This is a genomic window from Mycolicibacter heraklionensis (assembly GCF_001021505.1).
Taxonomy (GTDB): domain Bacteria; phylum Actinomycetota; class Actinomycetes; order Mycobacteriales; family Mycobacteriaceae; genus Mycobacterium; species Mycobacterium heraklionense.
Window position 1 is genome coordinate 1 of the sequence record NZ_LDPO01000033.1, and the last position, 15,444, is coordinate 15,444.

The 15,444-nt window shown below is 67.7% G+C and carries 12 protein-coding genes and 1 pseudogene; 9 read left to right on the forward strand and 4 right to left on the reverse strand.

Features of this window, described 5'->3' with window-relative positions; genetic code table 11:
• From ABW16_RS26655 to ABW16_RS22460, 5 genes and pseudogenes are all read left to right on the forward strand, one after another.
• Window positions 1-300, forward strand: a pseudogene (locus ABW16_RS26655) (hypothetical protein); the annotation flags it as partial.
• A gap of 95 nt (window positions 301-395) precedes the next feature.
• A complete protein-coding gene (locus tag ABW16_RS22445; RefSeq protein ID WP_200900707.1) occupies window positions 396-1,592 on the forward strand; it encodes a cytochrome P450 in 1,197 nt (398 codons plus the stop codon).
• A complete protein-coding gene (locus ABW16_RS26660; RefSeq protein WP_047321418.1) occupies window positions 1,589-2,257 on the forward strand; it encodes a hypothetical protein in 669 nt (222 codons plus the stop codon). Before ABW16_RS22445 ends, ABW16_RS26660 begins: the two co-directional genes overlap by 4 nt.
• Window positions 2,257-3,594: a protoporphyrinogen/coproporphyrinogen oxidase gene (locus ABW16_RS22455; RefSeq protein WP_047321419.1), complete on the forward strand. Its 1,338-nt coding sequence runs from the start codon at window positions 2,257-2,259 to the stop codon at window positions 3,592-3,594. Before ABW16_RS26660 ends, ABW16_RS22455 begins: the two co-directional genes overlap by 1 nt.
• Window positions 3,595-3,628: 34 nt before the next feature.
• A complete protein-coding gene (locus tag ABW16_RS22460; protein ID WP_047321420.1) occupies window positions 3,629-4,711 on the forward strand; it encodes an NAD(P)H-dependent amine dehydrogenase family protein in 1,083 nt (360 codons plus the stop codon).
• Between the two features lie 21 nt (window positions 4,712-4,732).
• On the opposite strand, the gene ABW16_RS22465 is transcribed toward ABW16_RS22460, so the two are convergent.
• Window positions 4,733-6,151: a WS/DGAT/MGAT family O-acyltransferase gene (locus ABW16_RS22465; protein ID WP_047321432.1), complete on the reverse strand. Its 1,419-nt coding sequence runs from the start codon at window positions 6,149-6,151 to the stop codon at window positions 4,733-4,735.
• A 44-nt stretch (window positions 6,152-6,195) separates the two neighbouring features.
• Window positions 6,196-7,428 carry an alpha/beta hydrolase gene (locus tag ABW16_RS22470; protein WP_047321421.1) on the reverse strand — a complete coding sequence of 411 codons (1,233 nt, stop codon included), beginning with the start codon at window positions 7,426-7,428 and terminating at the stop codon, window positions 6,196-6,198.
• Window positions 7,429-7,517: 89 nt separating this feature from the next.
• On the opposite strand from ABW16_RS22470, the gene ABW16_RS22475 reads away from it, so the two are divergent.
• Genes ABW16_RS22475 through ABW16_RS22485 form a run of 3 tightly spaced genes read left to right on the forward strand, consistent with a single transcriptional unit; the run spans window position 7,518 to window position 10,644 of the window.
• On the forward strand, window positions 7,518-8,414 hold the full coding sequence (locus ABW16_RS22475) for an alpha/beta hydrolase (RefSeq protein ID WP_047321422.1): 897 nt from the start codon (window positions 7,518-7,520) through the stop codon (window positions 8,412-8,414).
• 3 nt (window positions 8,415-8,417) lie between these two features.
• Window positions 8,418-9,485 carry an acyl-CoA dehydrogenase family protein gene (locus ABW16_RS22480; RefSeq protein ID WP_047321423.1) on the forward strand — a complete coding sequence of 356 codons (1,068 nt, stop codon included), beginning with the start codon at window positions 8,418-8,420 and terminating at the stop codon, window positions 9,483-9,485.
• A gap of 1 nt (window position 9,486) precedes the next feature.
• Window positions 9,487-10,644: an acyl-CoA dehydrogenase family protein gene (locus tag ABW16_RS22485; protein ID WP_047321424.1), complete on the forward strand. Its 1,158-nt coding sequence runs from the start codon at window positions 9,487-9,489 to the stop codon at window positions 10,642-10,644.
• Window positions 10,645-10,802: 158 nt separating this feature from the next.
• Here ABW16_RS22485 and ABW16_RS22490 read toward each other — a convergent pair whose 3' ends face one another.
• Window positions 10,803-11,771: a MaoC family dehydratase gene (locus ABW16_RS22490; protein ID WP_047321425.1), complete on the reverse strand. Its 969-nt coding sequence runs from the start codon at window positions 11,769-11,771 to the stop codon at window positions 10,803-10,805.
• Window positions 11,772-11,798: 27 nt separating this feature from the next.
• On the opposite strand from ABW16_RS22490, the gene ABW16_RS22495 reads away from it, so the two are divergent.
• On the forward strand, window positions 11,799-12,944 hold the full coding sequence (locus ABW16_RS22495) for an acyl-CoA dehydrogenase family protein (protein ID WP_047321426.1): 1,146 nt from the start codon (window positions 11,799-11,801) through the stop codon (window positions 12,942-12,944).
• Between the two features lie 74 nt (window positions 12,945-13,018).
• Here ABW16_RS22495 and ABW16_RS27915 read toward each other — a convergent pair whose 3' ends face one another.
• Window positions 13,019-15,355: a PGRS repeat-containing protein gene (locus ABW16_RS27915; protein WP_157864281.1), complete on the reverse strand. Its 2,337-nt coding sequence runs from the start codon at window positions 15,353-15,355 to the stop codon at window positions 13,019-13,021.
• Window positions 15,356-15,444: the final 89 nt, after the last annotated feature.

A 15,444-nucleotide genomic window follows, 5' to 3' on the forward strand; every position in this document is an offset into this window, starting at 1 on the left:
GGCGGGGCGGGCGGACTGGTGGGTGCCGCCGGCAGCACCGGCGCGGGCGGCAACGGGGGTACGGGCGGCGCCGGCGGCCAGGGCGGCGCTTCCGGCGCACCCGGCGCAGCCGGAGGCGTCCTGCCCCCGCTACTCGTCACCAACGGTCAGGGCACACCCGGCGCCGACGGCTCCGCTGGGCAACCCGGACTCGGCGGATACGGCGGTCTGGGCGGTCTCGGTGGAGCCGGCAGCACCCGCGGAGCCACCGGCCCGACCGGTCCCTCCGGGAGTTCGGGTCCGATCACTCCACGGACCTAGCCGCGGATGCTCATGGCGCCAAAGGTTTTCGGCGATAAGAGAGGTGTCCCATGACGGTTCAGGCAGCGGTGGGTGATGCCCTCAGCATCGGTGGGGTGGACTTGGCTGACCCTAAGACCTACGAGGCGGGCATGCCGCACCAGGCGTTCCAGGCCTTGCGGCGGTCTGCACCCGTGGCGTGGCACCCGTATAAGGACGGGCCCGGCTTCTGGGCGCTGACAGCCTACGACGACATCCTCGCCGTATCGCGCGACAGCACCACCTGGTCGTCCCAGCGCACGGGCGTGAACTTCGATGTCCCGTTGCCGGAGGAGTCCGATTGGCTGGCCATGATGATGCTGACGATGGACCCGCCGCGTCACACGGCCCTACGTGGTTTGGTCAGTAAAGGTTTCACACCCCGCCAGGTCGGGAAGCTGACCGCACACCTGGCCGACATGGCGCGCCAGATCGTCGACGATGTGGTGGAGCGTGGCGAGTGCGACTTTGCCAACGACGTCGCCGGCGCCCTGCCGTCGTTCGTCATCGCCGAACTGCTCGGCATCCCCTTAGACGACGGTCGCCGGCTCTACGAACTGACCGAGATAATGAACGCCGGGCGCATAGGCGATCCGCAGATCGAGGACGCCAAGCTGCAGATGTTCGAGTACTCCACAGCGCTCGCCGCCCGTAAACGCGAGGCGCCCGGCGACGACATCGCGACCGCACTGTTGCAGACCGAAGTCGACGGACAACGCCTCACCGACCTGGAGTTCAACCTGTTCTTCGTGTTGCTGCTCAACGCCGGGGGCGACACCACCCGCAACCTGATCGCCGGAGGCACGCTGGCACTGATGGAGCACCCTGCCGAGCAGGTGCGGTTGGAGGCCGACCCGTCTCTGCTGCCGACCGCCATCGAGGAGATGCTGCGCTACGTCAGCCCGGTCACCGCGTTCGTACGCACCGCCACCGAGGACACCGAATTGCATGGAGTCGCGCTGCCCCGCGGCGCGCGGGTGGCCATGTTCTACCCCTCGGCCAACCGGGACGAAAACTATTTTCACGATCCGGACCGGTTCGACATCGGCCGCAGCCCGAATCCCCACCTGGCCTTCGGCGCCGGCGGCACGCATTTCTGCCTGGGCGCCAGCCTCGCCCGTGCGGAGGCCGCCGCAATCTTTCCCGAACTCCTTGCCCGCATGAAACACCTGGAGCTTGCCGGACCTGTCGTACGGGCGCCCTCAACGGTGATCAACGGCATCCGGTCGATGCCGGTCCGTTTCACTCCTACAGTTCAAGGAAGGCCAACATGAAACAAATCCGATGGATCCGCATAGGTGGCATCGCCGGAATCCTCTACGTCCTTGTCGGTGTGATCGCCGGGGCACTGACCGGCGCCATACCGCCCGCCGACGGCAGGGCGATCACCTACCAGAACTACTTCATCGACAAGCAGCACCTGCTCGTTGTGCAAGCATGGATGTTCCCGTTGGTCGTGCCTGCGCTGTTGATGTTCTCGGTCGCGGTGCGCCGAATCCTTCATCGCTCAGACCAGTACCTCAGCGAGCTATTCCTCGTCGCGCAGACGGTCATCGCCACACTGCTGATCGTGACCATGGGCCTGCAGATCGCCGTCGCTCAGGCTAGCTCGAATTTGGACGCCGAGGTGGTCTTCACCATGGGAACCCATGCCGAGGCGATCATCATCGAACTGTTCGGATTCGTCACCGCCACAGCGGCTTTCGCATACGCTGTCTGCGTCTCTAAGGACGGTGTGCTACCGAGGTGGACCGCCTATCCGGCCGTCCTGGCGGTGTTGGTATGCATCGCATCCACCGCTGCCGTCTTTGTTCGAACCGGACCGTTCGCGTTGGAGGGCGGCGTCGGTGCGTTCGCCCCCGCGCTGGCCACGGTGCTGTGGTACCTCAGCACGTCGATCGCGATGCTGGGTGCCGGCGGGGGCTGGGTGGACGTTTAATGAAGCGCGTGATCGTCGTGGGCAGTGGCCTGGCCGGGTTGAGCGCGGGTTACCGCCTGCGTCAACAGGGTTGGCACGTAACCGTGTTGGAAGCGCTTGGCAGAGTGGGCGGGCGAGTGCTTTCGGAATCCGAGGACGGATTCTTGTTCGATGTCGGTCCGGTCCTGATCACCGACGGGTACCGCGAATACCTCAAACTTGTCGCAGACGTGGGCTTGTCGGACGAGGTGGTCGACTGTGCACACGAGATCGCCGTCGTCAACGATGGGAAACTCTGCCTCCTGGACGGCCGCAGGCCCCTTCGCTCATTCCTGACTACCGAGCTACTTCCAGCCCGCGCGAAACTGCGGCTCATCGCCAATGGGGCAAGGATGTTGAAGCCCCTCTACGGCATGAATCCCTACGATCTGAGCAACCGTATCCAGTACGACAACCAGACGGTGACAACCTATCTCAACAGGGTCTTCGGGCGGGAGATCAACAAGCGGCTCGTCGAGGGACTCACCCGGTCGATGACGACTGGCCCACCTGACGAGACCTCCGTGCTTGAATTCTTCGCCGCCGCCGTTCTCGCTGCCGGAAAGATGCAGAGTTTACGAGGCGGCTTGCAGCGCTTGCCGAGCGCACTGGCAGCTGCCCTTGACGTCAAACTCAACTCGCCGGTCACCGGCATCCGTCGCACCGACCAAGGTGTGGAGGTTCAGTGGCAGGGCCACGCCGGGCGGTCCACCGCGCATGCCGACGCCTGCGTGATCGCGACTCGCTTTCGTGACGCCACCGAGCTCTATCCTCCGCTCAAAGATTCCGGGGCCGAACTCCTCGCGGCCACTCGATACACCGGCGCTCTCTCGATGCAACTTGCATATACGCGGCCGACCGAGAAGCAACCGTTCTTGGTGATGGTGCCAACTGCTGCCAGCCGCGAGGTGTTGACGTTATGTCTCGAGCATGCCAAGGCGCCTGATCGCGCACCAGCGGGCACCAGTCTCATCAGCGTGTTCTTCTCGATCGCGGCCGACGAGTGGTCGTCGTGGAGCGATGACCGACTGACCGCGACCGCGCGGGAACTCATCGAGCGGGTGTTTCCCGAACTTCGAAGCCACTTCCGCGCAGCGCATCTCACCCGGTGGTCATACGCATCGCACCGCGGCGACGTCGGCTACTACACGGCCCTGCAAAGATTCCGCGACGCCTACCCGGCCGATGACCCGGTGCAAGTCGCCGGCGACTACTTAGCCATCTCCAGTCAGGAATCGGCGGTCGTCGCCGGCACCAGCGCTGCCCGCCGGATCCTTAGCTCAGTTCCATCCACCCCACCGACGCGGGTCCGACAATGAGTCATTCGTCGGAGCTCACAAGGAGCGCTGTCGTATGGCACAGAAATATCGAATAGCTCATATCGGCACCGGCTACACCGGATCGATCGCGCTTCAGCACATCCTTCGGGCGCCACACCTGCAGTTGGTCGGCCATCTTGTGCACAGCCGCGACAAGGCCGGACGCGACTCTGGCGAGTTAGCGGGCCTACCGGAGGTCGGCGTGCGAGCAGTTGACAGCATGGCGGACTTCCTCCGTCTCGACGCCGACTGCGTGACCTACTTCGCCAGTTGGGCCGGTCGCGACAGCGACGAGGTCATCGATCAATTATGCGCGATCCTGGCCAGCGGAAAGAACATCGTGACACCGTCCTACAACCCGTTATTCGATCCGTTGTCGCTGGATGGCACATCGCGCGAGAAGCTGCGATCCGCGTGCCGTCATGGCGCGAGCTCCCTGTTCGCCACCGGCATCGCTCCAGGCTTCACCAGCGACATCCTCGCCGTGCACGCCGCCAGCATGAGCGAGCTACCCACGAAAATCTCCGTCCAGGAACGGATCCCGTGCGGTGCATATCGAGTTCCCGGCTTCTTCTCAGCGCTGGGCTTCGGCCGGACACCCGAGCAAGACGCCCAGATGTATCAACCTGGGGCCATGATCGGCCACTTCGCCCCGCCGCTTCGGCTCCTCGCGCGAGGAGTTGGTTGGACACTGGACGACATCTGCGAATACCGCGACGTCGCGATCGCTGAGCGTCACTACAGCTTCGACGCAGGGCAGATTCCCGCAGGCACCATCGCCAGTGTGCGAATGCGCTTCGACGGGATCGTCGACGGCCAACCGCGGCTGCACTTTTCGTCGATCTGGTCAATGCCTGACGAGGCTGTCGACGACTGGCTGCCGGTCATCAGTCCGGGCAGCGCCAGCCGGCGGCTCACCCGGATCACCGTTGACGGCAATCCACCGATACAGGTCGACTTCGCCCTCAACGGCGGGGAGTTGCCCGGCTCCACGGCTACCGCGGCACGCGTGTTGAACGCCATCCCCGCCGTTTGCGCGGCCGATCCGGGTGTTCTCAGCGCGCTGGAACTCGTCGTCGCCGCCCAGGCAAGTCCCACCTCGCCCCTGCCTCAATGAGGAGCGCACCGTGAGCCCTGGCTATGCCGGGGCCATCGCCGTCTCGACCGGCGTCAGTTTCTCCGGAAGCCCAGCCGCACGGCGGATTTCGACGAACTCATCGACCAGAGCGCTGGTCACCTCGTGTGGGTCGTCGACGGTGGCGCCGTCGGTCAGCACCGAGATGTTGAGCTGATCCACGTAGCTCCACACGGTGATGTTCAACCCGCTGCCGGCGGTCAACGGCCCCACCGAGTAGATCTCGGTGACCAGCGCGCCGCCGACCCGGCCGCGCTCCCGTGGCCCCGGCACGTTGGAGATGTTGAGGTTGAGCACCTTGTTCTGACCGTCCTTACCCGACAGCCACCGGAACAACGACTCCGCCGGCGCCGGCGGCAGGTACGCCGACCACCGGCTGACCAATTCCGGCCCCACCAGGTGGTGGGCTTCCTTGGCCAGATCGGCCGCCTCCCGGGCTTTTACGACCCGCTCCCGAACGTCGGCCACATCGACCGGCAACGCGACCAGCACCCCGGAGAACCGGTTGCCGGAGATCCGGTCCGGGGAGAAGTCGAAGCTCATCGGCACCGACGCCAGCAGCGGGTGATCCGCCTTCCCGTCATACCGCAGCAGCAGTGTGCGCAGCGCCCCCGCCGAGATGGCCAGCACCAGGTCGTTGATGGTGACACCCAACTGTTTGCTGGTCGCCTTGATGTCGGCCAGCGCCAGCGTGGCGGTGGCGAACCGGCGTTCCGGGGTCAGCACGTGATTGAGGAAGCTCGGCGGAGGGGTGAACGGCCGGGTCAGGTCCGCGGAGAGTTTGCGGCTGCTGCGCCGGACCCGGCCGATGCCGGCCGCGGTGTAGCCGATGGTTGCCGGGATCTTGCCCATCTGCCGGAAATGGTCGCGGAACGCCGACCGCACCAACTGCCCACCGGTGGGGGCGGGATCGGTTTCGTAGGAGTCGCGTTCGACCTGCGAGCCGGCCACCAGATCCATGCCGCGGGCCATCAGATTCGCCGAAGCGATCCCGTCGGCCAGCGCGTGGTGGATTTTGCCGACCACCGCGATCCGGTTGTTTGCCAAACCCTCGATGAAGTACATCTCCCACAACGGGCGGCTACGGTCCAGAGGTGTGCTGGCGATCTCGCCGATGGCCTCATCGAGTTCGCGGCGGCCACCCGGCGCGGGCAGCGCCCACGGGCGAATGTGATACGCCAGGTCGACTTCGCAGTTCTCCCGCCACATCGGGTGGTGGAACTTGCCGGGGATGTCCACCAGCTGGTATCGGAACGGGTCCAGCTTGTAGAGCCGGCCGTGGATCACCCGCCGGAAGGCCTCGACGTCGAACCCGTGCCGATCGGCGTCCAGCTCGATCACCGCGATCTTGAGCGTGTGCATGTGCACGTTCGCCGTCTCGCTGTACAGCAGGACCGCATCCCAGCCGGTGAGCCGCTTCACCCCATTCCCCTCGCCATGCACGGACCATACCGTGGCATGCGGGGTCAGATGATCTGTTTGCTCCCGACCGTGGTGCGGTCGCGGTGAATCTGGTTGAGGAACAAGCCGATTGCCGTGCTCATCGCACCGGTGCGCGCCCCGTCGGTCATGTCGAAACCGTGCCCCGCTCCCGGCAGCTCCAGGTACCCGACTTTGGAACGCGACACCGCCCGCAGTCGGTCGGCAAAGGTACGAGCCTGCTGCACCGGGATGACGGTGTCGGCGCTGCCGTGCACGACCAGGAACGGCGGCGCATCCGGATGCACCCGCGCGATCGGGGAGGCCTGCCGGTAGATGTCCTGATGACGCCGCATCGACCGGCCGACCACCACCCGCTCCAGGAAGTCGACGAAGGCGACCCGTTCGGGGGTGGAGCGGTCCTCCCAGTCATAGCGGCCATAGATCCCCACCACGGCGTCCACCGAGGTGTCCCCACCGGCGGGCAGTTCGTCGGCGAAATCGGAGTCGCTGACCGCGCTGCCGGTCAGTCCGGCCAGTGCAGCCAGATGCCCGCCGGCCGAGGCGCCCGCCACGGCCACGAAATTGCGGTCACCGCCAAATTTGTCGACGTTGGCGTGCGCCCAGGCAATCGCGGTCTTGACGTCGACGATGTGGCTCGGCCACCGGTTGTGCGGCGCGACCCGGTAGTCGATCGACAGGCACACCCAGCCGCTCGCGGCCAGGTGCGAGAGCAGCGCATACCCCTGCAGCATGCGGCTGCCGTGCACCCAGGCACCACCGGGAACGTAGATCAGCACCGGCGCCGGGCCGTCCGGCAACTCACGGGACCGCCAGACGTCGAGTACCTGCGCGGGGTCCCTGCCGTACTGCACACCGGAGCGATAGATGTGCCGACGGTGCTGCCACGCCTTCACCACCGGCGGAGCCTGTTCCGGTTCGGGCCAGTCGATGTCGAGGTCGGCTGCCGAGACCACACCGCGCAGCGCGGCGTCGCTGACGACGTGGGTCTGCTCGCGCTCCTGCCTGCGGGCGGCAGCGGCACCCGGAGCCAGCCAGGACTTGGCGGCGCTGGAGAAGAACTCCGGCATATGGCGAGTGCCCCATACCCCCATCGCGGTCATCCCGCCCAGAGGCTCCAGGTGCTTGCCGACCACCGGCAACGACGCTGAGGCAACGCTGAGCGCCAGCAGGTAGTCGGCCGTCCGGGCTCGCCTCAGCCAACGCAGCCGGCCGGCCAGGTTGAGTCCGGTCTCCGGGGTCTGCGATCGTCCCGTCATTGGCGCAGGGTACCGCGTTTGGGGCCGGAGGCGACCGCAATCGGGTGGGTTGACGACGTCGCCGATCCGGCGCCGGTAATACTGAGCCGATGGTAAGCAGCGGGTTCCATCCAGATCTGCGCAGAACTGCCCGATTCCTTCCGCGTGGCGGGATCGGGCGTCGGACCCTGCCGGTGCTGCAGACACTCACCGGGATGCAGGGCCGGCGCACACCCGGCGACGTCGAGGTCTTGGGCCTGCCCTCGGGAGCCGGCGTCCGGATCTTTCGGCCGCCGAATCGCCCCACCGAGCCGGGACCGGCACTGCTGTGGATCCACGGTGGCGGCTACGTCATCGGCACCGCCGCCCAGGATGATCGCCTCTGCCGCCGGTTCAGCGCGGAACTGGGTGCCACGGTGGCGTCGGTGGACTACCGATTGGCGCCGCAGAATCCCTATCCCGCCGCGCTGGAGGACTGCTGGGCGGCGCTGACCCAGCTCGCCGAGCTGCCCGGAGTCGATCCGGCCCGGATCGCGATCGGCGGTGCCAGCGCCGGCGGCGGACTCGCCGCCGCCCTGGCGCAACTGGCCGCCGACCGCGGCGAAGTCTCCCCCGTGCTGCAACTGCTGGTGTACCCGATGCTCGACGATCGCAGCGCGGCGCTGCCGGCCAATCGGAGTTACCGCCTGTGGAATCCGCGGAGCAACCTGTTCGGCTGGACCGCATATCTGGGTGACGCGGATCCCCAGATCGCGGTGCCGGCCCGCCGTGCCGACCTGCGCGGGCTGGCACCGGCCTGGATCGGGGTGGGCACCTTGGACCTGTTCCACGACGAGAATCTGGCCTACGCGGAGCGACTGCGGCAAGCCGGTGTGCCCTGCGAGGTCGAGACGGTCCTCGGGGCATTCCACGGGTTCGACCTGTTGCTGCCCAAAGCCGCGGTCTCGCGGGCGTTCTTCGCCGGCCAATGCAAGAGCCTGCGTAACGCGTTTGGTCGGGAGGCCTGACCGGTGGCCGGCTCCAGCCCCGAGGAACTGCGGGCACTGCGCGGCGCGGTCGCAGAGTTGATGGCCAAACGCTCGCCCGACGACGATGTCTGGTCAGAGTTGGCGGCCATGGGCCTGCTCGGACTGTTGGTGCCCGAGCAGTACGGCGGCGCCGGCGCTGGATTGGTCGAGGTAGGCGTGGTAGCCGAGGAGCTGGGCCGGGTCCTGTTCTCCGGTCCGTACTTGTCGACGGCGGTGCTTGCGGTCAATCTTCTTGTGGCAGTGGATGACCCGGCACAATGCGATGCGGTGCTGCCGGCGATCGCTGCCGGGCGCACCCGTGTCGCTGTCGCCTTCGCCGAGGGCGATTCGACCCGGCCACCCGCGGCACCGGCCACCGTGGCCCGCGGCGGAGCGACCCCGCTGATCTCCGGCGAGAAGCGGTTCGTGCTCGACGCCGACACCGCCGATCTGATCTACGTGCTGGCCGGCTCCGGGCACGGACCCGGAATCTTCGCCGTCGACCCGGCCGGCCCGGGCGTGACGGTGGAACCGCTCACCACGGTCGATCCCTCCCGCCGGTTGTGTCTCGTCCGGTTCTCCGATGCCCCGGCCACGCCGGTCGGCTCGGCCGGAGCCGGCGTCGCCGCATTGACCGCCGCGCTCGACCGTTCCGCGGTGGCGCTGCTCGGTGAGCAGGCCGGCGCCGCCCGGTTCACGATGGAGATGGCCCGCGACTACGCCAAGACTCGTTTCCAGTTCGGCCGTGCCATCGGCAGCTTCCAGGCCGTCAAACACATGTGCGCCGACATGTTGCTGGAGGCCGAGTCGGCGGTGACGGCCGCTCGCCATGTGGCTGCGGCCGGCGCCGACGGATCTGCCGACTGGACCGCGGATCTGGCACTGGCCCAAGCCTATTGCTCGGATGCATTCGTCTTTGTGGGCGCCACCAATATTCAGGTGCACGGCGGAATCGGGTTCACCTGGGAACATCCCGCGCACCGGTATCTGCGCCGGGCGCGCAGCGACGCCCACCTCTTCGGCAGCCCGTCTTGGCACCGGGAGCGCTACCTGCAAGAGATCGGAGCGTGAGATGACGCTGCCCGCAGACGACGACGCGCTACGCGGTGAAGTCCGCGACTGGTTGGCCGCCAACTGGGCGCCCGGCACCGATCGGGCCACCTTCGCCGCGGCGATGCTCGCCGCGGGGTGGACCGCACCGAGCTGGGAGCCGGACTGCTACGGCCGCGGCCTGACCGACCGTCAATCCCGCCTGGTGGCAGCCGAATTCGCTGCCGTCGGCGCTCCCGGAACCGGGCACGACCGGGCCGACTTGTTCGCCTGCACGATCCACGACCGTGGCTCCGATGAGCAGAAGCACAGGCTGCTGCCCCCGGCGCTGCGCGGCGAGACCAAGTCCTGCCTGCTCTACAGCGAACCCGGCGCCGGATCGGACCTGGCCGGTCTGCGCACCCGCGCCGAGCGGGACGGTGACGACTGGATTATCAACGGGCAGAAGGTCTGGACGTCGTTCGCGACCACCGCCGACTACGGCATGCTGGTGGCGCGCACGAACCCGGACGTGCCCAAACACAACGGGATCACCTTTTTCATGCTGCCGATGCGCCAGCCCGGCGTGGAGGTCCGGCCGATCCACCAGATCACCGGCGAATCGGAATTCAATGAGGTGTTTCTGACCAACGCCAGGGTTCCCGACGCCAACCGGATCGGCGAACCGGGCGAAGGATGGTCGGTGCTGCAGGTGGCGCTGGGCTACGAGCGGCGGCTGATGGGTGATGTCGCGCGCACCGCACGTCGCAAGGAGAAGTCCAGCGGCCTCGTGGAATTAGCCCGCGACGCGGGTTGTCTTTCAGATTCCCACATCCGCCAGCAGATCGCCCGCATCCAGGCGCTGACGACGGTGAACCGATGGAACAATCAGCGCGCCAAGACCAGCCGCGACCGCGCCGAGTCGGCCACCCTGCTGGCACTCGGCAAGATCGCCATGTCGCGCATCCTGCACGAGACCGCCCGGGTCCAGACCGAGATCGTCGGCGTCGAGTCGATGCTCAGCGGTCCGGACAATCCGGTCGGCGACGCGGTGACCTTCCGGGCGCTCAACGCCTACTTCACCTCGATCGGCGGCGGCACGGACCAGATTCAGCGCAACATCATCGGCGAACGGGTGCTGGGCTTGCCGAAGGAGCCCGACCCCTATCGCGACGCCCCGTTCCGGGATCTGCCGCACTGACCGCGCGCACTCTCGCGAGCGTGCGTGTCGCCGGCCGACACGCCGCGAAAATCCCGTAACCGCGCACCCTCGCGCTCAGCCGTGAACGTGCGTGGTTGTACACAAGACCGCGGTGTGTCGTGCGCTAACACGCACACTCGCGCAAAGGGAACTGGACCTCAGAACTGCAAAGCAGTGAAACGCCAGTCCAATACCTGGCGATCCGGTTCACCGGCGGCACCCACGGCGTAGACCAGCGACCGCAACTCCAGCACGCTGTCGCGGGCGGATTCGATGTGCAGTTCGCTGTAGAGGGTGTCGCCTTCGTGGACCGGCGCGGTGTGATCGCAGGATTGCCAGCCCAGCACGGTGACCAGGTTCGGCAACAGTCGGGATGCCTGCGCCAGCGCCAGGCCAATGGTGTGCCCTCCGTAGACCAGCCGCTGCCCGGCGACCCGCGAATCATGGTGGGTGGCAGCGATGTTGAGGGTCAATCGAGCCAACTCCGGCGCGGAGGACACCACGTCGCCGGTGCTGGTCAGCACCGTACCCGCAAGACCCGGGTCGAAATGCGGACCCGGTAGCCGCTGACGAAACTCCGCGGCGTCCCACTCTGCGGTCACGTCCGGCGGCGCCGCGAGCCCTGCACCGATGGCAGACAGGTCATCGCTGTGGCCGGTATCGGAAGCATCAGGCGACAGCGGCAGCATCGCGCAGCGGTAGAAGTCGAGCACCAGCCGGTCCACCTGGTCGATGGTGGTTACCCGCAGTGCCACCAGCCCGGTGGGCTCGCGCCCGGGCTTGGCTGAATTCTGCTTCAGACCAACGACTTCCGTACGGGTAAACAGGGTATCGCCGATCAGCGGATACCGAAAGAAGGCCAGGCCCCGATAGAAGAGGTTGGCCTTGACCCGCCGGGTGACAACCGTCGACTGTCCGATCGCCACGTCGCAGACCAGTCCGGGGTGGGCCAGCGGCGTCGTCGCCCCGGTCACCACCCGGGACAACTCCGCGTCCAGCGGCAGTCGAAGGCGGTCGCCGAGGATCGCCTGGTGCAGTGCGGCAGCACCGGCCGTCAGCGTCGTCGCGGGGGCCGCGTCGAATACCTGGCCGACACGCAATTCGTCGAAGTAGGGCCCATCGGTCATCTGAAAATCCTGGCATACGGTGGACCGATGAACCACGAAGAGTCGATTCTGGTCGAGACCGTGCGCCAGTTCGTCGACCGCGAGGTCAAGCCGACGGTTCGCGATGTCGAACACGCCAACACCTACCCACGGGCGTGGATCGAACAGATGAAGCACCTCGGCATCTACGGTCTTGCCGTGCCGGAGGAATACGGCGGAACACCAGTGTCGATGCCGTGCTACGTCCTCGTCACACAGGAGCTGGCCCGTGGCTGGATGAGCCTGGCCGGGGCGATGGGCGGACACACCGTCGTCGCCAAATTGCTGACCCTGTTCGGTACCGACGAGCAGAAGCAGCGCTACCTGCCGGCAATGGCCACCGGAGAGCTGCGGGCCGCCATGGCCCTGACCGAGCCGGGCGGTGGCAGCGACCTGCAGAACATGACCACGGCCGCCCTGCCGTCCGGTGACGAGCTGGTGATCAATGGAGCCAAGACCTGGATCTCCAACGCCCGCTATTCCGGGCTGATTGCGCTGCTGGCCAAGACCGATCCGAAAGCCACGCCGCGGCACCGCGGGATCTCGGTGCTGTTGGTGGACAACCCCATTGCCGGACTGACGATCTCGCGGGATCTGCCCAAGTTGGGCTACAAGGGTGTGGAGAGTTGTGAGCTCAGCTTCGATGACTGCCGGGTGCCGGCCAGCGCCGTGCTCGGAGGTATCCCCGGCAACGGGTTCGCCCAGATGATGAAGGGCCTGGAGACCGGTCGCCTCCAGGTCGCGGCGCGCGCGTTGGGGGTGGCCACCGCCGCGCTGGAAGATGCGCTGGCCTACGCCCAGCAGCGGGAGAGCTTCGGCCAACCGATCTGGAAGCATCAAAGCGTCGGCAACTATCTGGCGGACATGGCCACCAAACTGACAGCAGCCCGCCAACTCACCCGCTATGCCGCCGAACGTTACGACAGCGGGCAGCGCTGCGACATGGAGGCCGGCATGGCCAAACTGTTCGCCTCAGAAACGGCCATGGAGATCGCGCTGAACGCGGTACGCATCCATGGCGGCTACGGATACTCCACCGAATACGACGTGGAACGCTACTTCCGGGACGCCCCGCTGATGATCGTCGGCGAGGGCACCAACGAGATCCAGCGCAATGTGATTGCGGCGCAACTGGTGGCCCGCGGCGGGATCTAGCCGGCGCGCCGGTCGGGGCCCAACGAAAAACACCCCGCACGGTTGTGCGGGGTGTCTCTCGTGAGCTGACCGAACTAGGGCACGACGACGCCCGGGGCGCCGTCCTGACCCGCGCTGCCCGCGTCGGGGCCGGTACCTGCGGCGCCACCGGTGCCTGCGGCGCCACCGGTGCTGCCGGTACCCGGGGTGTCACCGGCGCCGCCGTTGAGGCCGTCGTCGCCCAGGTGCGGGGTGGTGACGTCGCCACCGTTACCGCCGTTGCCACCGTTACCGCCGGCGTTGTCGCCAGCGCCGCCGGCGCCACCGTTGCCACCGGCACCGCCGTGGACGTTGTCGATCGGGCCCGAGGAGGAGTCATTGGAGGTGGTGTTCCAGTCCGGGTCGCCCCAGCGGATGTTGCTGCCGTTGCCACCATTACCGCCGGACCCACCATCACCACCGACACCGCCGGAGCCATCGGAGTTGGCCAAGCCCGCACCGCCGGCACCACCGGCACCACCGTCGCCACCGTGCGCACCGCCGGCGTTCGGGTCACTACCACCGCTACCGCCATTACCGCCGGTACCGCCCGTCGCACCAGATCCGCCGGCGCCGCCGACACCACCGGTACCGGCCGAGCCCTGCGGGCCCATGGTGCCCGCGCCGTCGGGGCCCTCAACGGAGGCGTGGCCGGTCACGTCGGCGATGTCGCCGCCGGTACCGCCATTGCCACCGTTACCGCCGTCACCGATCAGACCGTCGTTGCCGTTGGCGGCACCCGAACCGGCCGCGCCGCCGTTACCGCCGGCGCCGCCCGAGCCACCGTTGCCGGGGGCGTTGTACAGACCGTGCACGGAATCGGTAACGGGGTGAATCGAGGCGCTGCCGTGACCACCGTTACCACCGTCGGAGCCGGCACCACCGACACCGCCGTTACCACCGTTACCGGCATTGCCGCCGCCGTTACCGCCGGCACCACCGCTACCGCCGCTGGCACCGTTGCCACCGCTGGTGGCCGAAATGTCGGCAGGCGACCCGCCGTCGCGGTAGCCGTTGACGCCGTCGCGTCCGTTGGTCGCGGCCGAGGCGTTGCCGCCGTTACCGCCGTTACCGCCGTCGCCGTCGACACCGGCCGCGCCCACGTTGGCACCGGCTCCACCGGCTGCACCGCCGGCCGCCGCGGCACCACCGTTACCGCCCGCTCCACCGTCGCCGCCGGCGGATCCGTTGGCGCCGACACCGTTTACCGCCAAGCCGTCCGCACCGGTACCGCCGTCGCCACCGCGGCCGCCGCTACCACCGACCCCGCCGTCACCGTTGGCGCCGACCGTGCCGTTGGCGGAGCCACCGTTACCGGCAGCGCCACCGACACCGCCCTTGCCACCGACGGCACCGTTGCCACCGTTGCCGCCGATTGCGCCGTCTCCGGAACCGTTGTTGGCGAACGTGCCACCGTCACCGGCCGCGCCATTGCCGCCGTTGCCGCCGGCGCCACCGACGCCGCCAGCACCACCGTTGCCACCGATGCCGACGTACGAGGAACCCTCGCCGCCAACGCCACCGTTGCCGGCGTTGCCCCCGGCTACACCGTCACCACCGGCGCCACCTGACCCGCTGCCCGCGGAGCCGTTGGTACCGGTCCAACCGGCGCCGCCGGCCCCGCCGTTGCCCCCGTTGCCCCACGCGCCCATGCCGAAGAAGTCTTGGGCCTGGCCCGACGAGCCACCGTTGCCGCCGTTACCCGCGTCCAGCGTGGCGGTGCCATTACCTCCGGCGCCACCGTCGCCGCCGTTGCCCCACATCTCACCGCCGTGGCCCCCGTTGCCACCGTCGGCGCCCAGGCCGCCGACGCCGCCGTCACCGCCGTTGCCGATACCACCGGCGTGGCCGCCGTTACCGCCGGCAACGCCCTCGAGGTTCGAGGACCAGCCGCTGCCGCCGTCGCCGAACCACAGGCCACCGGCCTGGCCGTCCACGCTGGTCTCGGTGCCGTCGGCGCCGTTGCAGATCATGCCGCAGAAGCCGTCGGTGAACGGCGCGAACAGCTGGTTGACCACGCCGTTGACGCTCGAACCGAAGTCGCTGTTGATCCAGTCCTGCATCATGTCGTGCAGCGGAAGATAGAAGCTGTCCTGCCACATCTGGGCAAAGTCGGCGTCGAACAAGCCACCGTCGGCCGCACCCGGGACACCCCACGCCGAGACGTCGAACAGGTCAAATCCCGAGGTGTTGCTGTCGCCGAAGCCGAACACGTCCCAGAACGCGTCGAGGCCGAAGTCGTCGGCCTGCGCGGAGGGAGCGGCCGCCAGGGGCGCCATCCCGAATGCCAAGAATGCCCCCACCGAGGCTGCCACCCCGACAGCACGGTCACGCCGCCGCGCATCCCGAGCTACCCGTTGAGTGTTCTGAATGCCGCGCCGAATCTGTGCCACCGTTGCCCCACCCCTTCTGAACTTTACTGAAACCTTGCTTGGGCTTAACAAAAACTGTGCCCGTCCCCCTGCGGTGATTGACCGTAGTG